The organism is Streptomyces sp. NPDC058751 (assembly GCF_042746485.1).
GTDB lineage: Bacteria > Actinomycetota > Actinomycetes > Streptomycetales > Streptomycetaceae > Streptomyces.
In genome coordinates this window covers 69555-90387 of the sequence record NZ_JBHYPZ010000011.1, presented here as the reverse complement: position 1 = coordinate 90387, position 20833 = coordinate 69555, and the positions used below count along the sequence as shown (strand labels likewise).

General features: G+C 71.1%; 16 protein-coding genes and 1 tRNA gene. 12 read left to right on the top strand and 5 right to left on the bottom strand.

The features are described 5' to 3' along the window. Positions 1 to 5: 5 nt before the first annotated feature. From hisC to ACFW6B_RS13140, 6 genes are all read left to right on the top strand, one after another. A complete protein-coding gene (gene hisC, locus ACFW6B_RS13165) occupies positions 6 to 1082 on the top strand; it encodes a histidinol-phosphate transaminase (RefSeq protein ID WP_386595169.1) in 1077 nt (358 codons plus the stop codon). A 296-nt stretch (positions 1083 to 1378) separates the two neighbouring features. Then, positions 1379 to 2887: a cytochrome ubiquinol oxidase subunit I gene (locus tag ACFW6B_RS13160; protein WP_386595168.1), complete on the top strand. Its 1509-nt coding sequence runs from the start codon at positions 1379 to 1381 to the stop codon at positions 2885 to 2887. Positions 2888 to 2907: 20 nt separating this feature from the next. After that, the gene (gene cydB, locus ACFW6B_RS13155; protein WP_386595167.1) at positions 2908 to 3915 is read left to right on the top strand and encodes a cytochrome d ubiquinol oxidase subunit II; all 1008 of its coding nucleotides are present in this window, start codon (positions 2908 to 2910) and stop codon (positions 3913 to 3915) included. Between the two features lie 60 nt (positions 3916 to 3975). Continuing rightward, complete coding sequence (cydD, locus tag ACFW6B_RS13150) at positions 3976 to 7503, top strand: thiol reductant ABC exporter subunit CydD (RefSeq protein WP_386595165.1); 3528 nt, start codon at positions 3976 to 3978, stop codon at positions 7501 to 7503. 101 nt (positions 7504 to 7604) lie between these two features. Continuing rightward, the gene (locus ACFW6B_RS13145; RefSeq protein ID WP_386595162.1) at positions 7605 to 9323 is read left to right on the top strand and encodes a GAF domain-containing protein; all 1719 of its coding nucleotides are present in this window, start codon (positions 7605 to 7607) and stop codon (positions 9321 to 9323) included. Positions 9324 to 9469: 146 nt separating this feature from the next. After that, the gene (locus tag ACFW6B_RS13140; protein WP_386595160.1) at positions 9470 to 10525 is read left to right on the top strand and encodes a peptidoglycan DD-metalloendopeptidase family protein; all 1056 of its coding nucleotides are present in this window, start codon (positions 9470 to 9472) and stop codon (positions 10523 to 10525) included. Positions 10526 to 10583: 58 nt separating this feature from the next. Here the strand turns inward: ACFW6B_RS13140 and ACFW6B_RS13135 are convergent, their stop codons facing one another. The 5 genes from ACFW6B_RS13135 to ACFW6B_RS13115 form a co-directional block, all read right to left on the bottom strand. Further along, positions 10584 to 11471, bottom strand: coding sequence for a Cof-type HAD-IIB family hydrolase (locus tag ACFW6B_RS13135; protein WP_386595158.1), 888 nt, complete (start codon positions 11469 to 11471; stop codon positions 10584 to 10586). A 118-nt stretch (positions 11472 to 11589) separates the two neighbouring features. Beyond that, the gene (locus tag ACFW6B_RS13130; RefSeq protein ID WP_386595156.1) at positions 11590 to 12486 is read right to left on the bottom strand and encodes an LLM class flavin-dependent oxidoreductase; all 897 of its coding nucleotides are present in this window, start codon (positions 12484 to 12486) and stop codon (positions 11590 to 11592) included. Positions 12487 to 12854: 368 nt separating this feature from the next. Further along, entirely contained in the window at positions 12855 to 13403 is a 549-nt protein-coding gene (locus tag ACFW6B_RS13125) for an RNA 2'-phosphotransferase (protein ID WP_386595154.1), read from the bottom strand. Between the two features lie 194 nt (positions 13404 to 13597). Further along, the gene (locus ACFW6B_RS13120) at positions 13598 to 14542 is read right to left on the bottom strand and encodes a MerR family transcriptional regulator (protein ID WP_386595152.1); all 945 of its coding nucleotides are present in this window, start codon (positions 14540 to 14542) and stop codon (positions 13598 to 13600) included. A gap of 41 nt (positions 14543 to 14583) precedes the next feature. Further along, the gene (locus ACFW6B_RS13115) at positions 14584 to 16377 is read right to left on the bottom strand and encodes an SDR family oxidoreductase (protein WP_386595150.1); all 1794 of its coding nucleotides are present in this window, start codon (positions 16375 to 16377) and stop codon (positions 14584 to 14586) included. A gap of 269 nt (positions 16378 to 16646) precedes the next feature. On the opposite strand from ACFW6B_RS13115, the gene ACFW6B_RS13110 reads away from it, so the two are divergent. The 6 genes from ACFW6B_RS13110 to ACFW6B_RS13085 all read left to right on the top strand — a co-directional run bounded on the left by ACFW6B_RS13110 (position 16647) and on the right by ACFW6B_RS13085 (position 20757). Beyond that, positions 16647 to 17615 carry an ABC transporter ATP-binding protein gene (locus tag ACFW6B_RS13110; protein ID WP_386595148.1) on the top strand — a complete coding sequence of 323 codons (969 nt, stop codon included), beginning with the start codon at positions 16647 to 16649 and terminating at the stop codon, positions 17613 to 17615. Then, the gene (locus tag ACFW6B_RS13105) at positions 17605 to 18510 is read left to right on the top strand and encodes an ABC transporter permease (protein ID WP_386595146.1); all 906 of its coding nucleotides are present in this window, start codon (positions 17605 to 17607) and stop codon (positions 18508 to 18510) included. The genes ACFW6B_RS13110 and ACFW6B_RS13105 overlap by 11 nt, the downstream gene beginning before the upstream one ends. Next, on the top strand, positions 18507 to 19418 hold the full coding sequence (locus ACFW6B_RS13100) for an ABC transporter ATP-binding protein (RefSeq protein ID WP_386595144.1): 912 nt from the start codon (positions 18507 to 18509) through the stop codon (positions 19416 to 19418). The genes ACFW6B_RS13105 and ACFW6B_RS13100 overlap by 4 nt, the downstream gene beginning before the upstream one ends. 10 nt (positions 19419 to 19428) lie before the next feature. Further along, positions 19429 to 20148, top strand: coding sequence for an ABC transporter permease (locus ACFW6B_RS13095; RefSeq protein WP_386595142.1), 720 nt, complete (start codon positions 19429 to 19431; stop codon positions 20146 to 20148). A gap of 379 nt (positions 20149 to 20527) precedes the next feature. Then, positions 20528 to 20614: transfer RNA gene (locus ACFW6B_RS13090), tRNA-Ser, on the top strand. After that, positions 20578 to 20757, top strand: coding sequence for a hypothetical protein (locus tag ACFW6B_RS13085; RefSeq protein WP_386595140.1), 180 nt, complete (start codon positions 20578 to 20580; stop codon positions 20755 to 20757). The genes ACFW6B_RS13090 and ACFW6B_RS13085 overlap by 37 nt, the downstream gene beginning before the upstream one ends. Positions 20758 to 20833: the final 76 nt, after the last annotated feature.

The following is a 20833-nucleotide window of genomic DNA, read 5'->3' as shown; positions in this document are numbered from 1 at the left end:
CTGCGGTGAGCGACACGAACCCCAAGCTGCGTGCCGAGCTGGCGGGTATTCCCACCTACAAGCCCGGCAAGCCCGCCGCCGCCGGCACCGTGGCGTACAAGCTGTCCTCCAACGAGAACCCGTATCCGCCGCTGCCCGGCGTGGTCGAGAGCCTGACCGCGGCGGCCGGTTCGTTCAACCGCTACCCGGACATGGCGTGCACCGGGCTGATGAACGAGCTGGCGGACCGTTTCGGCGTCCCCGTCTCCCACCTGGCGACGGGCACCGGCTCGGTCGGCGTCGCGCAGCAGCTCCTGCAGTCCACGAGCGGCCCCGGGGACGAGGTCATCTATGCCTGGCGCTCCTTCGAGGCGTACCCGATCATCACGCAGATCAGCGGGGCGACCTCGGTGCGGGTGCCGCTGACCCCGGGCGAGGTGCACGACCTGGACGCGATGGCCGACGCCATCACCGACCGGACGCGGCTGATTTTCGTCTGCAACCCGAACAACCCGACCGGCACGGTGGTGCGCCGGGCCGAACTGGAGCGGTTCCTGGACCGGGTGCCGAGCGATGTGCTGGTCGTCCTGGACGAGGCGTACCGCGAGTTCATCCGTGACGCCGAGGTGCCGGACGGTGTGGAGATCTACCGTGACCGGCCCAACGTCTGTGTGCTGCGCACCTTCTCCAAGGCGTACGGCCTGGCGGGTCTCCGGGTCGGCTTCGCGATCGCTCACGAGCCGGTGGCAGCCGCGCTGCGCAAGACGGCGGTGCCGTTCGGTGTGAGCCAGCTGGCCCAGGACGCCGCGGTGGCGAGCCTGCGGGCCGAGGACGAACTGATCGGCCGGGTCGGCTCCCTGGTCTCCGAGCGCACCCGGGTGGTCGACACCCTGCGCGGTCAGGGCTGGACGGTGCCCGAGACGCAGGCCAACTTCGTGTGGCTGCGCCTGGGGGAGCGCACCCTGGACTTCGCGGCGCACTGCGAGCAGGCCGGTGTCGTCGTGCGTCCCTTCGCCGGCGAGGGCGTCCGCGTCACGATCGGTGAGACCGAGGGGAACGACATCTTCCTGAAGGCGACCGAGAGCTTCCACAAGGGGCATTAGCCGCCCGGCCGTCAGGGGTTGCCGCTGGTGGTGGAACCCCCGCGGTGAATGCGGACGAAAGAGGGGCCCGTACGCGTCGCGTACGGGCCCCTCGGCATGTGCGGGCCCTTCTGCTCGGGCTCGGGGCCCTTCGGCCGGGCCCAAGGGCCCCCCACCCCTCGGCCCTCGAACGGGCATGCGTCATAATTGCTTGTGAATGTGAACGCGTTCACAAGCGTGTCCCGGTATTCCAATAATGTCTACTCAAAAACGGGCAAACTGCCACTGCAACTGCCGCGACGTAAGGAGATGACGACGTGGACTTGGCATTGGCGCCAGAAACTATGGCGCGATGGCAGTTCGGCATTACCACCGTCTACCACTTCTTCTTCGTGCCCCTGACGATCTCGCTCGCCGCGCTCGTCGCCGGTCTGCAGACCGCCTGGGTGCGTACGGAGAAGCAGAAGTACCTGAGCGCCACCAAGTTCTGGGGCAAACTCTTCCTGATCAACATCGCGATGGGCGTCGTCACCGGCATCGTCCAGGAGTTCCAGTTCGGCATGAACTGGTCCGCCTACTCGCGCTTCGTCGGTGACATCTTCGGCGCCCCGCTCGCCTTCGAGGCCCTGCTCGCCTTCTTCTTCGAGTCCACCTTCATCGGGCTGTGGATCTTCGGCTGGGACCGGCTCCCGAAGAAGCTCCACCTCGCCTGCATGTGGATGGTCTCCATCGGCACCATACTGTCCGCGTACTTCATCCTCGCGGCCAACTCGTGGATGCAGCACCCGGTCGGTTACCGGATCAACGAGGAGAAGGGACGCGCCGAACTCACCGACTTCTGGCTCGTCCTGACCCAGAACACCGCGCTCGCCCAGGTGTTCCACACCCTCACCGCGGCCTTCCTGACCGGAGGTGCCTTCATGGTGGGCATCGCCGGGATCCATCTGGTCCGCAAGCGGCACGTCGCCGTCATGAAGACCTCGCTCCGCCTCGGTCTCGTCACCGTCGTCATCGCCGGTCTCCTCACGGCGGTCAGCGGCGACACCCTCGGCAAGGTCATGTTCAAGCAGCAGCCCATGAAGATGGCCGCCGCCGAGGCGCTGTGGGACGGCCAGGAGGCGGCGCCCTTCTCGATCTTCGCGTACGGAGACGTCAGCAAGGGCCACAACACCGTCGAACTGTCGATCCCGGGGATACTGTCGTTCCTCGCCAACGACGACTTCAACTCGTACGTTCCCGGCATCAACGACACGAACAAGGCCGAGCAGGAGAAGTACGGCCCCGGCGACTACCGCCCCATCATCCCGGTCACCTTCTGGTCGTTCCGCTGGATGATCGGCTTCGGCATGGCCTCCTTCGCGATCGGCATCGTCGGACTCTGGCTGACCCGCAAGAAGTTCTTGCTGCCGCAGCACCTGAGGGTCGGTGAGGACGAGGCACCGCATCTGGTCCTGTTCAAGAACAAGGCACTCGGCCCGAAGCTCACCAAGTGGGGTTGGCGCATCGCCATCTGGACCCTGGCCTTCCCGCTGATCGCCAACTCCTGGGGCTGGATCTTCACCGAGATGGGCCGTCAGCCGTGGGTGGTGTACGGCGTTCTGCAGACCCGGTTCGCGGTCTCCCCCACCGTCTCGCAGGGCGAGGTCATCACGTCGCTGATCGTCTACTCACTGCTCTACGCGATCCTCGCCGTCATCGAGGTCAAGCTGCTCGTGAAGTACGTGAAGGCAGGACCGCCCGAGCTCACCGAGTCCGATCTCAACCCGCCCACCAAGATCGGCGGCGACTCCAGTGACGCCGACAAGCCGATGGCCTTCTCCTACTAGGCTCAGGGAGCTGCTGAGTCATGGAACTTCACGACGTCTGGTTCGTCCTCATCGCGGTCCTCTGGACCGGCTACTTCTTCCTGGAGGGCTTTGACTTCGGAGTCGGCATCCTCACCAAGCTGCTGGCCCGCAACCGCATCGAGAAGCGGGTGCTGATCAACACGATCGGTCCCGTCTGGGACGGCAACGAGGTGTGGCTGCTCACGGCCGGCGGTGCGACCTTCGCCGCCTTCCCCGAGTGGTACGCCACGCTCTTCTCGGGCTTCTATCTGCCCCTGCTGATCATCCTGGTCTGTCTGATCGTGCGCGGTGTCGCCTTCGAGTACCGGGCGAAGCGGCCCGAGGAGAACTGGCAGCGCAACTGGGAGACAGCGATCTTCTGGACCTCGCTGATCCCCGCGTTCCTGTGGGGCGTGGCCTTCGGCAACATCGTGCGCGGAGTGAAGATCGACCGGAACTTCGAGTACGTGGGCAACTTCTGGGACCTGCTCAACCCGTACTCGATCCTCGGCGGTCTGGTCACGCTCACGCTGTTCACCTTCCACGGGGCGGTGTTCGTCGGACTCAAGACGGTGGGGGACATCCGGGAGCGGTCGCGGAAGCTCGCGCTGCAGGTCGGCCTGGCGACAGCCGTGCTGGCTCTGGTCTTCCTCGTCTGGACCCAGGTCGACAGCGGTGACGGCGCGTCGCTGGCCGCGCTGATCGTGGCCGTGGTCGCCCTCGTCGCGGCACTGGTGATGGTCGGCGCCGGGCGTGAGGGATGGGCGTTCATCCTCTCGGGGCTCACCATCGTGGCCGCCGTCGCGATGCTCTTCCTGTCGCTCTTCCCGGACGTCATGCCATCCTCGCTCAACGAGGACTGGAGCCTCACGGTCACCAACGCCTCGTCGAGTCCGTACACCCTGAAGATCATGACTTGGTGTGCCGCGATCGCCACACCGATCGTCCTGCTCTACCAGGGCTGGACCTACTGGGTGTTCCGCAAGCGCATCGGCACGCACCACATCGCTGTGGACATGTCGCACTGAATCCGATGGAGCGGCATGTTTCACGTGAAACGTGCCTGACGGGCCAAAGGTGTGTTTCACGTGAAACCAATCGATCCGCGCCTCCTCCGGTACGCCCGAGCCACCCGTGGCTTTCTGGTCGCGGTCGTGGGGCTGGGCGTCGCCGGAGCGGCTCTGGTCATCGCCCAGGCGATGCTCATCGCCGAAGTGGTGGTGGGTGCCTTCCAGCACGGGTTCTCCGCCGCTGAACTGCGCACTCCCCTGATGTTGTTGACGGCCGTGGCGTTCGGGCGCGCTGTGGTGGCCTGGCTCACCGAGCTCGCCGCGCACCGCGCGAGCGCCGCGGTCAAGTCGGAGCTGAGGGGACGGCTGGTGGAGAAGGCCGCGTCCCTCGGGCCCGGGTGGCTCGGCGGCCAGCGGACGGGTTCCCTCGTGACCCTCGCGACACGGGGCGTCGACGCGCTCGACGACTACTTCTCGCGCTATCTGCCGCAGTTGGGCCTCGCGCTGGTGGTCCCGGTCGCCGTCCTGGCGCGGATCGTCACCGAGGACTGGGTGTCCGCCGCGATCATCGTCGGCACCCTGCCGCTCATTCCCCTGTTCATGGTGCTGATCGGCTGGGCCACGCGCGGCCACATGGACCGCCAGTGGGGCATGCTGTCCCGGCTGTCCGGACACTTCCTGGACGTGGTCGCGGGACTGCCCACACTCAAGGTGTTCGGCCGGGCCAAGGCGCAGGCCGAGTCGATTCGGAAGATCACCGGCGAGTACCGGCAGGCGACCATGCGGACGCTCCGGATCGCCTTCCTGTCGTCCTTCGCCCTGGAACTGCTCGCCACCATCTCGGTCGCCCTGGTCGCGGTGACCATCGGAATGCGGCTCGTCCATGGCGAGATGGACCTGTACATCGGGCTCGTCATCCTCGTGCTGGCGCCCGAGGCCTATCTGCCGCTGCGGCAGGTGGGAGCCCAGTACCACGCCGCCGCCGAAGGGCTCGCGGCCGCCGAGGCGATCTTCGAGGTGCTGGAGACCCCTGAACCGAGGTCCGGTTCGCTGAGCGTGCCCACAGGGGCGATCGCCTTCGACGGCGTGACCGTCCGCTACCCGGGGCGCTCCGCGGACGCGGTCTCGGACGTCTCCTTCACCGTCGAGCCCGGTGAGACGATCGCCCTCGTCGGCCCCAGCGGGGTGGGCAAGTCGACCTTGCTGAACGTCCTGCTCGGGTTCGTGGAGCCCACCGCCGGCCGAGTCCGTGCCGGCGGAATCGATCTCGCCGACGCCGACCTCACGGAGTGGCGCTCGCGGATCGCCTGGGTGCCGCAGCGGCCGCACCTGTACGCCGGATCCGTCGCCGAGAACGTACGACTGGCGCGACCCGACGCCGACGACGCGGCACTGCGCAAGGCGCTCGTCGACGCCGGTGCGGCGGAGTTCGTCGACGCCCTGCCCGCCGGGACCGACACGGTCCTCGGAGAGGACGGCGCCGGACTCTCGGCCGGTCAGCGTCAACGCCTGGCACTCGCGCGGGCGTTCCTCGCGGACCGGCCCGTGCTGCTGCTCGACGAGCCGACGGCCTCGCTCGACGGCGAGACCGAGGCCGAGGTCGTCGCGGCGGTCCGGCGGCTGGCCGTGGGACGGACCGTGCTGCTGGTCGTGCACCGGCCGGCCCTGCTGGACGTCGCGGACCGGGTGGTCCGCCTGGAAGCCGCTGCCGTCTGCGCGCCGAGGCCGGCGCCCGAGACCGGCGCCCACGCCTTCGCCGAGCCGACGCACACACAGCCGCTCCAAGAAGCCGGCCCGGAGGAGCCGTTTCCGGCGGAGGCCGGAGGACTCGTCACGACGGCCCGGGAACGCGGCGGCGTGCTCGCCCGCGTCCGGGCGATGGCGGCCCCCCGCCGTGGTCCGCTCACGCTCGCCCTGCTTCTCGGAAGCCTCGCGCTCGGGAGCGCCGTCGGCCTCATGGCCACCTCCGGCTGGCTCATCTCACGGGCCTCCCAGCAGCCGCCGGTCCTCTATCTGATGATGGCCGTGACGGCCACCCGGACGTTCGGCATCGGACGGGCGGTGTTCCGGTACGCGGAACGGCTCGTGTCGCACGACGCCGTGCTGCGGATGCTGGCCGACACCCGGGTGTCCGTCTACCGGCGTCTGGAACGGCTCGCGCCCGCCGGGCTGCGGACCACCCGGCGCGGTGACCTGCTCTTGCGTCTCGTCGCCGACGTGGACGCCCTCCAGGACTACTGGCTGCGCTGGCTGCTGCCGGCCGGAGCCGCAGTCCTGGTCTCCGCCGCCTCCGTCGGATTCACCGCCTGGCTGCTCCCCGAAGCGGGCGCCGTTCTCGCCGCCGGTCTGCTGGCGGCCGGTGCCGGGGTTCCCCTGGTGACCGGCGCCGTGGCGCGCCGTGCCGAGCGGCGGCTGGCTCCCGCACGCGGCGCGCTGGCGACCCAGGTGGCCGATCTGCTCACGGGAACCGCCGAGCTGACCGTCGCGGGCACGCTGCCCGCCCGTACCGACCGGACGAGGAAGGCCGACGGCGTCCTCACGGGGATCGCCTCGCGGGCCGCCACCGCGACCGCCCTCGGCGACGCGCTCACGGCACTCGTCTCCGGGCTCACCGTCGCGGCCGCCGCCCTCGTCGGCGCCCAGGCGGTCGCCGCCGGGCGGCTGCACGGCGTGCTCATGGCCGTCGTCGTCCTCACCCCGCTCGCCGCCTTCGAGGCCGTCATGGGACTGCCGCTCGCCGTCCAGTACCGGCAGCGGGTGCGCAAGAGCGCCGAGCGCGTGTACGAGGTGCTGGACGCCCCCGATCCCGTACGCGAGCCCGAACAGCCGCGACCGGCGCCCGCCTCCCCGTTCCCGCTCCAGGTGTCCGGGCTCCGGGCCCGGCACGCGGGACAGGACCGGGACGCGCTGGACGGACTCGATCTGACCCTCGAGGAAGGCCGCAGGATCGCCGTGGTCGGCACCTCCGGAGCCGGCAAGACGACGCTCGCGCAGGTGCTGCTGCGGTTCCTGGACCCCGAGGCGGGGACGTACACGCTCGGCGGGGCGGACGCGGACGGGATGGACGGGGACGCCGTGCGCCGACTGGTCGGCCTGTGTGCCCAGGACGCGCACCTCTTCGACAGCACCGTGCGCGAGAACCTGCTGCTCGCCCGCAAGGACGCGACCGAGGCCACGCTGCGCGACGCGCTCGGACGGGCCCGGCTCCTCGACTGGGTGGACGGACTGCCCGACGGGCTCGACACCCCGATCGGAGAACACGGGGCACGGCTGTCCGGCGGCCAGCGCCAGCGGCTCGCGCTGGCTCGCGCGCTGCTCGCCGACTTCCCCGTGCTCGTCCTCGACGAACCGGCGGAACACCTCGACCTGCCGACGGCCGACGCGCTCACCGCCGATCTGCTGGCCGCGACCGAGGGCCGTACGACCCTGCTGATCACACACCGGCTGGCCGGACTCGACGCGGTGGACGAGGTGATCGTGCTCGCACGGGGACGCGTCGTCCAGCGCGGGTCGTTCGCCGAACTGACGGCCGTCGAGGGGCCGCTGCGGGCGATGGCGGAACGGGAGAGCGCCGCGGATCTGCTGGTGCGCGTGGCGGCGCCCTGAGCGCCGCGGGGACGGATCGCGGGTGGCGCGAAAGGCCGGCTCTCCTCCCCGGCCCGCACACCCGACTTTCCCTGGCAAAAGGTACTCATTAGGCTCGGAGCATGTCAGCGGCGAGGGGCTCCCCGGTCCCGGGCGACGACACGGACGCGGCGGCCCGGACGGTCCGTGCTCCGGGAGGTTTGGCCGGTGGGCCGGACGCACGGGTCCCGCGACTGCTGGAAGCCGTGCGCTCGGTCGGGTCCGGGCTGGAGCTGCACTCCAAGCTGGACAGGATCTGCGAGACGGCGGCCGAACTCACGGACGCGCGCTACGCGGCCATCGGAGTCGTGGACGAGAGCGGGGAGGGCCTCGCGGACTTCGTCCAGCGCGGCGTCGACGAGGAGACCGCCCGCAGGATCGGGCGGAGGCCCGACGGCCACAAGGGGCTGTTGGGCGCGCTCGTCCGCGACCCCGATCCGGTGCGCCTCGCGAACCTGACCGACGACCCGCGCTCCTGCGGGTTCCCGGCCGGCCATCCGCCGATGCGCAGTTTTCTCGGCGTACCGATCCGGGTGCAGGGGGAGATCTTCGGGAACCTGTACCTCACGGAGAAGCGCGGCGGCGGCACCTTCGACGACGACGATCTCGACATGGTCCGGGTGCTCGCCACCGAAGCCGGCATCGCCATCGGCAACGCCCGTCTGTACGAGGCGGCCAAACAGCGTGAACGCTGGATCGACGGCTCCGTGGCCGTCACCACCGCGCTGCTGGCGGGCGACGACGCCGAGGAGGCTTTGCAGACCGTCGCGGAGCAGGCCCGCCGGCTCTCCGGCGCGGCGGCCGGGATCGTGCTGCTCCCCACGGAGGAGGGCGGTCTGGAAGTCGTCGCGGTCGCCTCGGACCACCCGTCGAAGGTGCTCGGCGTGGTCGTTCCCCCCGAGAGCGAACTGGTCGCAGAACTCCGCGACGGAAGGCCGGTGTTCCTGGCGGACGCGTCCACCGACCCGCGCATGCGGACGGATCTCACCCACGCCTACGGGCCCGTCATGATGCTCCCCCTGCAGAGCGACGGCCGGGTCCTCGGCGCCCTCCTCACCCCGAGGTCCCGCGACGGACGCCAGTTCACCGAGACCGAACGGACGGTCGCCACGCAGTTCGCCTCCCAGGCGGCCCTGGCGCTGATGATGGCCGACACCCAGCGCGACCGGGAACGGCTCGCGGTGTACGAGGACCGCGACCGGACGGCCCGCGACCTGCACGACCTGGTCATCCAGCGGCTGTTCGTCACCGGGATGATGCTGGAGAACGCGCAGCGCCGGTCCGACGTGCCCGAGGTGCGGCAGGGCGTCGGCAAGGCGGTCGGCGAACTCGACGTCACCATCCAGGAGATCCGCGCCGCGATCTTCGCGCTCCGGCAGGGCCCCGCAGACGCTCCCTCCGGACTGCGCACCCGTGTGCTGCGCGAGATCAACATGGCCGCCGTTCCCCTCGGTTTCCACCCCGGACACCGCTTCACCGGCCCCGTGGACACGCTGGTCGGCGAACTCATCGGCAAGAACCTCATCGCCGCGCTGCGGGAGGTCCTCTCCAACGCCTTCCGGCACGCGAGGGCATCCAGGATCGAGGTCTCCGTCGAGGCGGACGTGCTGCTGCCGGACGGGCGGCCCGGTGTGCGCCTCGCCGTCGCGGACGACGGGGTCGGCATTCCCGAAGGCGGCCGGCGCAGCGGCCTGAAGAACCTCGAACGGCGTGCCGAGTCGCTGGGCGGCGCGAGTTGGTACGGGCCGGGGATCGGCGAGGACGGAGGCGGCACGACGGTGGTGTGGCAGGTACCTCGCTGAATCCCCTTGTGCGGCCCGCCCGTTCGCGGACGGCCGGCCCGGTGCGGCACCCTCCGGCCGGGCCGCTGGGCCATTCGTGACGTCCTGTCCCCCAGGTGTACGCCTTGAACGGGCCGGGCCCGAAGGCGCGGGCCACGATCGCTGTCATGCGCTCATCTCGCCGTCATCCCCTGCTCGTACCGGCCCTGTTGTCCGCTCTCGTCGTCCTCGCGGCCCGGCCTGCGGTGGCCGACGGCGACGGGGCGGAGCTCGACATCAGCGCCCAGGTGGCGCGGCTGTACGAGGACGCCTCCGTCGCGACGGGACAGTACGAGGCGGGGCGGCGGGACTCCGATGCGCAGCGCGGCCGGGCGGAGCGGGCCGAGCGGCTCCTGGTGCGGGAGCGGCGGGAGATCGCGGTGCTGCACGACGACCTGGGACGTATCGTGCGCGCCCAGTACCGGCAGGGCGGCAGGCTGCCGTACACGGCGCAGATCCTGTTCGCGAAGGACCCCGAGGGCCTGATGCGCGGTCAGTACGCCTTGCGGCGGGCCGATCTGGCCCTCGCCGGCGCCGTCGAGAAGAGCAGGCGTGCCGAGGGCCGGCTCGCCGCGAGCGAGGCGAAGGCCCGTGCCGAGTGGCAGGCGCTGGAGAGACGGGCCGGGGAACTCGCCGCGGTCAAGCGGACCATCGAGGCGAAACTCGACGAGGCGCGGTCGGCGTTGCAGAGCCGGGCGGACGCCTCCGTGGCGGCCGGCTCCTGCCGCGGGGCGGTCCGTCTCGACCAGCCGCAGGTGGCGCTCACGCGGGCGTGGGTCGCGCCCGTGGAGACGTACGAACTCTCCGCGGGGTTCGGCAGCGGGGGCGAGCGCTGGGTGCACCGGCACACCGGCCAGGACTTCGCGGTGCCCATCGGCACCCCGGTGCGGGCGGTCGGGGAGGGCCGGGTGGTGAAGGTGTCCTGCGGCGGTGCCTTCGGCATCGCGGTCGTGGTCGAGCATCCCGGCGGTTACTACACGCAGTACGCGCATCTCGCGTCCGTCGCCGTCGACCAGGGCCAGCGGGTCTCGACCGGGGAATGGATCGGCCAGTCGGGCACGAGCGGCAACTCGACCGGTCCGCATCTGCACTTCGAGGTGCGGGTGACGCCGGAGACGGGTTCGTCGATCGACCCCGTGCCGTGGCTGGCGGAACACGGGGTCGTCGTCCAGGACAGGCCCTAGGGCCTGCCGGTCCTCGGGCGGTGGGTGCCGAAGGGATCTCGGTCGTGCCGGTGAGGGGCTACGAGCCGTCCGCCAGGATCCGCTCGATCACGACCGCCACCCCGTCCTCGTTGTTCGCGACCGTGCGCCCGGAGGCGGCGGCGATCACGGCGGGGTGGGCGTTGCCCATGGCGTACGAGCGGCCGGCCCAGGTGAGCATCTCGACGTCGTTCGGCATGTCGCCGAAGGCGACGACCTCCTCGGGCGCGATACCGCGCTCGGCGCAGCACAGCGCGAGGGTGCTGGCCTTGGAGATGCCGGGGCCGCTGATCTCCAGCAGGGCGCTGGGGCTCGACCGGGTCACGTTGGCCCGGTCGCCGATGGCCGGGCGGGCGACGGAGAGGAATGCGTCCGGGTCCATCTCCGGATGGAACGCGAGCACCTTCAGCACCGGCTGGTCGGCGTCCAGCGCGTCTTCGGCGAGGAGCTTCTCGGCGGGCAGGACGATCTCCGGGGGCTCCATGTGCATGAGCGGGTAGCCCGGTTCGAGATGGAGGCCGTACGTCCGCTCGACGGCGCACACCGTGCCGGGTGCGGCGGTCCGCAGGATCCGGACGACGTCCAGCGCGATGTCGGGCGTCAGTTCGCGGATCTTGACGAAGCGGTGGGCGCCGGGGCCGCCGTGCAGGTCGACCACGGCGGCGCCGTTGCCGCAGATGGCCAGCCCGTGCCCGTGGACGTGGTCGCTGACGACGTCCATCCAGCGGGCCGGACGGCCGGTGACGAAGAAGACCTCGATGCCGGCCTGCTCGGCGGCGGCGAGGGCGGCGATCGTGCGGTCGGACACCGATTTGTCGTCGCGCAACAAGGTGCCGTCGAGGTCCGTGGCGATCAGCCGGGGCGGGACGGTGGAGGCCGGGGTCTCGGGCCGGCGAGTCGCTGAGGTCACGTGCTCATTCTCCCGCATATATGCGCACGGCCGTGCGGCGGTCCGCACACTTGAGTGGTTACCGTCCTCGCCCCGCCCCACCCCCGCCCCACCCGTGTTGTCGGGCATGCCGCAGGCGGGGGCGTGGCGGCCCGGTTCAGCGGAGCTGAGCCATCGCTTCCATGGCGATCCGCTCGAAGACCTTCGGGTCGGCGGCGAAGTCCGAGTCGGGGATCGGCCAGTGGATCACGATGTCGGTGAAGCCCAGTTCGGCGTGCCGGCCCGCGAAGTCGACGAACGCGTCGAGGGACTCCAGGGGGCGGCCCTTGTCGGGGGTGAAGCCGGTGAGCAGGATCTTGTCGAGCTCCGCCACGTCCCGGCCGATCTCGGCACAGGCGTCGGCGAGCCTGGAGACCTGTCCGCGAATGGCCTGAACCGACTGCTCGGGGGTGCCCGTCTCGTACAGCTTCGGGTCGCCGGTCGTCACCCACGCCTGCCCGTGACGGGCGGCGAGCTTCAGTCCGCGCGGGCCGGTGGCGGCCACGGCGAACGGCAGCCGGGGGCGCTGGACGCAGCCCGGGATGTTGCGGGCCTCGTGCGCCGAGTAGAAGTTGCCGCCGTAGGAGACGGAGCCCTCGGTGAGGAGCCGGTCGAGCAGGGGGACGAACTCGCCGAAGCGGTCGGCGCGCTCACGCGGGGTCCACGGGTCCTGTCCGAGCGCGGTGGCGTCGAAACCGGTGCCGCCTGCTCCTATACCCAGCGTGAACCGGCCGTTCGAGACGTCGTCGAGGGAGATCAGGTCCTTGGCGAGGGTCACCGGGTGCCGGAAGTTCGGCGAGGTCACGAGCGTGCCGAGGCGCAGCCGGTCGGTGACGGCGGCCGCCGCGGTCAGGGTCGGCACGGCTCCGAACCACGGGCCGTCGCGGAAGGTCCGCCAGGAGAGGTGGTCGTAGGTGAACGCGGTGTGGAAGCCCAGGTCCTCGGCGCGTCGCCACTTGTCGCGGCCTTCGTCGCGCCAGCGGTCGATCGGCAGAATCACAGTGCTCAGTCGCATGGGACCGACTCTACGAGAGACCGAGCGGGTGCCGCATCGACCGCGCGGCCCGGACGGCGGCGTCACCGCAGCAGTTGTCGGACAGGACGTGGACCTCCCGCGCCCGCCCGGCCATCTCGCGGCGCGCTCACGGGACCGGCTCAGGAACTCCACCGCGGGCCTCCCCGGGGCGAACCGGTGCGGGAACCGGAAGACCGGCGTCCCCGGACGGCCGGACTCGCGCAGTGGTTCGAGGGTCCCGGGATCGACGTCCGGCCGGTTCCGCTGCCGCGCGAAGGCCGGTCACAGATCCGCGGGCAGTGCTCCCGGCCGTGTCGGGTGCCCGGTGTGCAGGGAGAACGCCTTCACGTCGGAACGGACGTCCGGGGTCAGTGCGGGCCGGGGAAGCGCAGATAGCGCGGAGGTACGGCCTCCGTCAGCCAGACGCCGTTGGCGCTGACCCGGAAGACGTGGCCGTCGCGGTGCATGGCGGCGGCGTCCACGGAGAGGACGACCGGGCGGCCGCGGCGGGCGCCGACGCGGGTGGCCGTCTCCCGGTCCGCCGAGAGGTGCACGTCGTGCCGGTTCATGGGTCTCAGACCCTCGGCGCGGATCGGGTCCAGGCTGCGGGCCACGGTCCCGTGGTAGAGGTACGCCGGCGGGGTCGCCGGGGGCAGTCCGAGGTCGACCTCGACGGAGTGGCCCTGGCTGGCCCGGATCCGGGTTCCCTCGACGGCGAAGCGCCGCTTGTCGTTGGTGGCCACCACGTGATCGAGCTCGTCACGCGTGATCCGGAAGCCGTGCGCGGTGGCGGCGGAGATCAGCGCGTCGATCTCGACCCAGCCGCCCTCGCCGAGGGCGAGACCGATCCGCTCGGGCTGGTGCCGCAGATGCTTCGCGAGGTACTTCGACACCTTCACGGTGCGTTTTTCGTCCATCGGTTCACCGGCCCGTCTTTTCGTACGGTCATCCGTTCGTCCGCGCGTCTGTTCATCGGTGTGCTCCTTCATCCTCCCAGCGTGCCGGGCGAGAGGCGGATCACGCATTTGATTTTGGTTCGGAGGTTTGATCCACAGCCAAGCGCTGTTATCCACAGGCGAATTGACGAAGCTGTGGACAACACGGTTCGGCTTTACGGCACTTCGTCAACAATGCTGCGGTGAGGTCCGTTTGCCGCCAGATGGTCCAACATGCGTGCCCGTACCTCCCTTTCGGCGGCCGCCGTCACGAACTCCGCCGCGTGCTCCGCGCCGACCAGACGTTCCACGGCCAGCATCGTCCCGGCGGCCACCTGTACCGGGCGCGCGCCTTCCGGCGCCACCGGGCCCTGCCACGCGGTGAGGCGCCGGCTCGGATGACGTGTGGCCGACATCCGCATGGCACGGGCGAGTTCGGCGTCCACCGCCCGCTGAGCGAGCGGTCGCAGCCGTCGTACGAGCGAGGCCGCCTCGGCCGCTTCCGCGTCGCTCGGCGGACGCTCTCCCGGACGGCGCGCGAAGACGTGCTCCGCGGTGAACTCGAGGAAACGGGAGGCCATGTGCTCCACCTGCACCCTCAATTCCCTCAGATGGCAGGTGACGGCGGACAGCGGCACGCCGGAACCGCACAACTCGACGGCCACCGAGAGCTCTTGGGGGCTCGGGACGACGAAGGTGTCCTCGTCCCCGGGAACGGGCTCCAGTACGCCCAGTTCCACGGCCTCCGCCACGGCCGTGTCGTCGAGGCGGCCGCCGAACCGCTCCACGAGCTCGCTCCGGGAGATCCGGGCGGCCTCCTCGTCGCTCCACGGCCCGTCGACCTCCGCGACCAGGCCGAGTATCCCTCCCAGCCCCCGGCCTGCGTCCCAGGCCTCCAGGAGCTCCTTGATCGACGCCAGTGTGTAGCCGCGGTCCAGGAGGTCGGCGATCTGCCGCAGCCGCGCCAGATGGGCGTCCGCGTACACGTTGGCGCGCCCGCGCCGTTCGGGGCGGGGCAGCAGCCCACGGTCCTGGTAGGCGCGGATCGTCCGGACCGTGGCGCCGCTGTGGTGCGCCAGGTCCTCGATGCGGTACGCGGCACCGCCGGGATCGTCGCTCATCTCTCCCCCTCCCGCGCTCGGGTCCGGAACGGACCGCGCACTCACCAGGGCGGCTCCATGCGCGCGATCGCGCGCAGCGTCCGGGGCGCGAAGCGGTGCAGGAGGCGGGTGCCACGTGCCTCCGCGGTGACCGGAACCACCGCCTGGTCGTGGACGACCGCGCGCAGGACCGCGTCGGCGACCTTCTCCGGCGGGTAGCCGCGCAGCCGGTAGAGCCGTGCCGCCCTCTTCCGGCGCCGCTCCTCCTCCACCGCGTCGACCCCGGCGAAACGCGCGGCCGTGGTGATGCCCGTGTCGACGAAGCCGGGGCAGACGGCCGAGACGCCGATGTCCCGCCCGGCCAGCTCCGCGCGCAGGCACTCGCTGAGCATCAGCACGGCCGCCTTGGAGGTGCTGTAGGCGGGCAGCGTCCGCGAGGGCTGGTACGCCGCCGCCGAGGCGATGTTGACGATGTGGCCGCCCTGCCCGCGCTCGGCCATCAGCTTCCCGAAGAGCCGGCAGCCGTGGATGACCCCCCACAGGTTGACGTCGAGGACCTTCCTCCAGTCCTCCGGCGTGGTGTCGAGGAAGGATCCGGAGAGTCCGACACCGGCGTTGTTCACCAGCACGTCCACCACGCCGTACTCGGCGGCGACCTTGGCGGCGAGCTTCTCCATGGCCCGCTCGTCTCCGACGTCGGCCGTCTCGGCCCAGGCCGCGGGCGAACCGATCAGCAGGGACGTCCTGGCCGTGCGGGCCGCGGCCTCCCCGTCCCGGTCGACGGCCACCACCCGTGCCCCCGCCTCCGCGAACGCGAACGCGGTGGCCCGCCCGATGCCGCTGCCCGCGCCGGTCACCAGCACGAGCTGCCCGCCGAACCGGTCCGCGTGCCTGCCGGAGGCCACCGGCCCGGGAGCGGGCGCTCCGGCCTTCCGGTCCTCGTCGGCGCTCACGAATCCCGATATCCAGTCGGCCACCCGGTCCGGGCGGGTGCGCGGGATCCAGTGCCCGGCCGGGAGGGTGCGGCGCACCGCGCCGGGGGCCCACCTCTCCAGTTCGTCGTAGAGCCGCTCGGAGAGGAAGGCGTCGCCGAGGGGCGTGATGAGCTGCACGGGCGCGTGCGCGTACGCGTCCTCGCGGGGACGGCCGAGCCGGGACCGCACGTTGTCGCGGTAGAGCCACGCGCCGTGCGCCGCGTCGGACGGCAGCGACGGGGTCGGGTAGTCGCCCGCGGGCACCTTCTCCAGCCGCTGGAGGATCTTCGGCCACCGCTTGCCCAGGGGACCGCGCCAGGCCAGTTCCGGGAGCACCGGCGTGTGCAGCATGTACACGTACCAGGACTTGGCGCCCTGCCCGAGGAGCTGGCCGACCCTCCGCGGAGTGGGCCGTTTCGTCCGCCGCCTGATCCAGTGGCCGAAGTGGTCGAGGGACGGACCGGACATCGACGTGAAGGACGCGATCCTGCCCTCGGTACGGGCGACGGTGACGAACTCCCACGCCTGCACCGAACCCCAGTCGTGGCCCACGAGGTGCACCGGCTCGCCGGGGCTGACCGCGTCGATCACCGCCAGGAAGTCGTCGGTCAGCTTCTCCAGCGTGAACCCGCCGCGCAGGGGGCGCGGCGCCGTCGACCGGCCGTGCCCCCGCACGTCGTACAGCACGACGTGGAAGCGGTCGGCGAGCCGCGCGGCGACCTCGGACCACACCTCCTTGGAGTCCGGATAGCCGTGCACGAGCACCACGGTGGGCCGTCCGGCGTCGCCCAGCTCGGCGACGCACAGCTCGATCCCGCCCGTCCGCACCCGGCGCTCGCGCGCGCCCATGAGACCGGGCCCGCCTGCCGACACCATCGTCATGCCACCGCCCCACCCTGTCCGCACCCCGACCGCGGTACGTGTCCGTAACGTGACACTGGCGAATGTGACAGTTGTTAGAGGCTGCGTCAATAGACCCGGGCGGCCTGTGGACGACCGGCCGGCGCCCGGCGGGACCGGTCGGCGGGACTTGCCGGCGCCCGGCAGCCGTACCTGAGGGTGACCCCTACGGGCCCGTACGACTGGAGAGTGACTCGGATCCACCTCCGTGGGCTGACGACCGCCGTGCCCCGCGCCACTACCGTCGAAACGTGACTGTCATCGCGACCGAAAGCCTGAGCAAGCGGTACCCCCGGGTGACCGCGCTCGACCGGCTCTCCGTGGACGTCGGGCCTGGTGTGACCGGACTCGTCGGGGCCAACGGAGCCGGCAAGTCCACACTGATCAAGATCCTGCTGGGTCTGTCCCCCGCCACCGAGGGCCGCGCCCACGTGCTGGGCCTCGACGTCGCCACCGAGGGCGCCGCCATCCGCGAGCGGGTCGGGTACATGCCCGAGCACGACTGCCTGCCGCCCGACGTCTCGGCCACCGAGTTCGTCGTCCACATGGCGCGGATGTCCGGGCTGCCGCCGGCCGCGGCCCGCGAGCGGACCGCCGACACCCTGCGCCACGTCGGTCTGTACGAGGAGCGCTACCGCCCCATCGGCGGCTACTCCACGGGCATGAAGCAGCGCGTCAAACTCGCGCAGGCCCTCGTCCACGATCCCCAGCTGGTCTTCCTGGACGAGCCGACCAACGGTCTCGACCCGGTCGGCCGCGACGACATGCTCGGACTGATCCGCCGCATCCACACGGACTTCGGCATCTCGGTCCTGGTCACCTCGCACCTGCTCGGCGAACTGGAACGCACCTGCGACCACGTCGTGGTCGTCGACGGCGGCAAGCTGCTGCGCTCCAGCTCCACCACGGACTTCACCAAGACCACCACGACACTCGCCATCGAGGTCACCGACAGCGACGAGCACCCGGACGGCACGAGCGCCGTGCGCGAGGTGCTCAGCGCGCGCGGGATCGAGACCCACGACGGCGGCGGACTGCCCGGCGCCGGGCACATCCTGCTGCTCACCACCGAGAGCGAGGACACCTACGACGTCGTCCGCGACGTGGTCGCCGACCTCGGCCTCGGCCTGGTCCGCATGGAACAGCGCAGGCACCACATCGCCGAGGTCTTCAGCGACAGCGACGACCAGCGGAAGGAGGCGGTCGGCCATGGCGGTTGAGCACCCCGTCACCCACCCGGGTGAGCAGACCCGTATCCACAACATCGGCTACCGCGACTACGACGGCCCGCGTCTCGGCCGCGCCTACGCCCGCCGCTCCCTCTACTCGCAGTCCCTGCGCGGCGCCTACGGACTCGGCCGCTCGGTCAAGTCCAAGGTCCTGCCCATGCTGCTCTTCGTGGTGATGTGCGTCCCCGCGCTGATCATGGTCGCCGTCGCGGTCGCCACCAAGGCGAAGGACCTGCCCGTCGACTACACGCGCTACGCGGTGATCATGCAGGCGGTCATCGGCCTGTACGTCGCCTCGCAGGGCCCCCAGGCGGTCTCCCGGGACCTGCGTTTCAAGACCGTCCCGCTGTACTTCTCGCGCCCCATCGAGACCGCCGACTACGTGCGCGCCAAGTACGCGGCCCTGGCCTCCGCCCTGTTCGTCCTCACGGCCGCCCCGCTGATCGTGCTCTACGTGGGCGCGCTGCTGGCCAAGCTCGACTTCGCCGACCAGTCCAAGGGCTTCGGACAGGGACTGGCCTCCGTGGCCCTGCTGTCCCTGCTTTTCGCGGGCATCGCCCTGGTCATCTCGGCGATCACCCCGCGCCGCGGCTTCGGCATCGCGGCCGTCATCGCCGCCCTGACCATCTCCTACGGAGCGGTCTCCACCGTCCAGGCCATCGCCTTCGAGCGGTCCAGCAGCGGAGCCGTCCCCTGGATCGGGCTCTTCTCGCCGATCACGCTCATCGACGGAGTCCAGACGGCCTTCCTCGGCGCCTCCTCCGCCTTCCCCGGAGAGGTGGGCCCCTCGTCCGCGCAGGGCGTCGTCTACCTCGTCGTCGTCCTGGGTCTCATCGCCGGCTGCTACGGCCTCCTGATGCGCCGCTACCGAAAGGCCGGACTGTGACCACGCTCAGCATCGACCACGTATCGCGCTGGTTCGGCAACGTTGTGGCGGTCAACGACATCACGATGACCATCGGCCCCGGTGTCACCGGACTGCTCGGCCCGAACGGAGCCGGGAAGTCCACCCTCATCAACATGATGGGCGGCTTCCTCGCCCCCTCCACGGGCACCGTCACCCTCGACGGCAAGCCGACCTGGCGCAACGAGGACATCTACCGGCACATCGGCATCGTCCCCGAGCGCGAGGCGATGTACGACTTCCTCACCGGACGCGAGTTCGTCCTCGCCAACGCCGAACTGCACGGCCTCGGCGCGAAGGCGGCCGACCGGGCACTGGCCACCGTCGAGATGGAGTACGCGCAGGACCGCAAGATCTCCACGTACTCCAAGGGCATGCGGCAGCGCGTGAAGATGGCGTCCGCGCTGGTCCACGACCCGTCGCTGCTACTGCTCGACGAGCCGTTCAACGGCATGGACCCGCGCCAGCGCATGCAGCTCATGGACCTGCTGCGCCGCATGGGCGACGAGGGCCGCACCGTGCTCTTCTCGTCCCACATCCTCGAAGAGGTGGAGCAGCTCGCCGCCCACATCGAGGTGATCGTCGCCGGGCGGCACGCGGCGAGCGGCGACTTCCGGCGCATCCGCCGGCTGATGACCGACCGCCCGCACCGCTACCTGGTCCGCTCCAGCGACGACCGGGCACTCGCCGCCGCGCTCATCGCCGACCCGTCGACCTCCGGCATCGAGGTCGACCTCGCCGAGGGCGCGCTGCGCATCCAGGCCGTCGACTTCGGCCGGTTCACCGCCCTGCTGCCGAAGGTCGCGCGCGAGCACGGCATCCGGCTGCTGACGGTGTCGCCGTCCGACGAGTCGCTGGAATCCGTCTTCTCGTATCTCGTCGCGGCGTAGGAGGCCGAAGATGTACGACCCCACAGTCGCCCGGCTCACCTACCGGGGCCTGCTCGGCCGCCGGCGGGCCCTCATCCTCGGCGTCCTGCCCGTCCTGCTCATCGTGATCTCCGCGGCCGTCCGGGGCTTCTCCGGAGCCGACGACCAGGTGGCCTCGGACCTGCTCGGGGGGTTCGCCCTCGCCACCATGGTGCCGATCATCGGCGTCATCGCGGGCACGGGAGCGATCGGACCCGAGATCGACGACGGCTCGGTGGTGTACCTGCTGGCCAAGCCCCTGAAGCGGCCCACGATCATCTTCACCAAGCTGATCGTCGCGATCGCCGTCACCATGGCCTTCTCGGCGGTGCCGACCTTCGTCGCGGGCATGATCCTGAACGGCAACGGCCAGCAGATCGCCGTCGCCTACACCGTGGCCGCCCTGGTCGCCTCGATCGCCTACGCCGCGATGTTCCTGCTCCTCGGGACCGTGACCCGGCACGCGGTGGTCTTCGGCCTCGTCTACGCGCTCGTCTGGGAAGCCCTGTTCGGTTCCCTGGTGTCCGGCGCGCGCACGCTCAGCGTCCAGCAGTGGGCGCTCGCCGTGGCCCACAAGGTGACCGGCGGCGACATCGTCACCTCGGACGTGAGCCTGCCGACCGCGACGGTCCTGCTGGTCGTGGTCACCGCCCTCGCCACCTGGTACGCGGGGCAGCGGCTGCGGTCGCTGACGCTGGCCGGCGAGGAGTGAGAGAGGAATTCCGTGCGGGCTCCCGCGCGTGGTGTCCGTCACGGGCACCGCGCGCGGGAGCCCTCTTCTCGTTCTTCGTCCGTCGGGCGGGGGCGTCGGCGCGGACGGTGCCGCAGGCGGGCTCCCGGGGTGCGCCCTTTAATTCAGTGGCGCCCAAGTCGGCTCACGGGCACAGTGGTTGTGTTCACGCCGCCGCGTCGAGCCGGCGCCGCACACCGGGAGAGGAGCGCGACGATGTTCATCAGGAGCAGTTCGTCGAGCTCCCGACAGGGCAGCCCCCGGCGGGTTCCGGAGTAGTTACCCCTCCGTCGAACCCGCTCGCAGGGGAGTTGCCCGGGGCGGCCGCTTCGAGCGCGCGTCATGCGCGGGCCGCCCACCCGGAGGATTGGCCGAGTGGAAAGGCACCGGCTTGCTAAGCCGTGGTCGGGGGTGAAGCCCCGCGCGCGTTCGATCCGCGCATCCTCCGCACGACGTTCCCGTTCCCATCCGCTGCCGCTGCCGCTGCCGCTGCCGCTGCCGCTGCCGCTGCCGCTGCCGCTGCCGCTGCCGCTGCCGCTGCCGCTGCCGCTGACCACCGTAGGCAAGGCCGCCGGTCGCCCGTCGCGATGACGCCGGTCGCCGAAGGCGGAGGCACCCACAGCGAGGCCGCCGCAGGCGGGCTGCGGCGGCCGGCTCGGGTCATCAC

Excerpts from the sequence above, each read along its gene's own strand:
- cydB (WP_386595167.1), top strand. The coding sequence starts at position 2,908 with ATGGAACTTCACGACGTCTGGTTCGTCCTCATCGCGGTCCTCTGGACC.
- ACFW6B_RS13145 (WP_386595162.1), top strand. The coding sequence starts at position 7,605 with ATGTCAGCGGCGAGGGGCTCCCCGGTCCCGGGCGACGACACGGACGCG.
- ACFW6B_RS13140 (WP_386595160.1), top strand. The coding sequence starts at position 9,470 with ATGCGCTCATCTCGCCGTCATCCCCTGCTCGTACCGGCCCTGTTGTCC.
- ACFW6B_RS13135 (WP_386595158.1), bottom strand. The coding sequence starts at position 11,471 with ATGCGGGAGAATGAGCACGTGACCTCAGCGACTCGCCGGCCCGAGACC.
- ACFW6B_RS13130 (WP_386595156.1), bottom strand. The coding sequence starts at position 12,486 with ATGCGACTGAGCACTGTGATTCTGCCGATCGACCGCTGGCGCGACGAA.
- ACFW6B_RS13125 (WP_386595154.1), bottom strand. The coding sequence starts at position 13,403 with ATGGACGAAAAACGCACCGTGAAGGTGTCGAAGTACCTCGCGAAGCAT.
- ACFW6B_RS13120 (WP_386595152.1), bottom strand. The coding sequence starts at position 14,542 with ATGAGCGACGATCCCGGCGGTGCCGCGTACCGCATCGAGGACCTGGCG.
- ACFW6B_RS13115 (WP_386595150.1), bottom strand. The coding sequence starts at position 16,377 with ATGACGATGGTGTCGGCAGGCGGGCCCGGTCTCATGGGCGCGCGCGAG.
- ACFW6B_RS13105 (WP_386595146.1), top strand. The coding sequence starts at position 17,605 with ATGGCGGTTGAGCACCCCGTCACCCACCCGGGTGAGCAGACCCGTATC.
- ACFW6B_RS13095 (WP_386595142.1), top strand. The coding sequence starts at position 19,429 with ATGTACGACCCCACAGTCGCCCGGCTCACCTACCGGGGCCTGCTCGGC.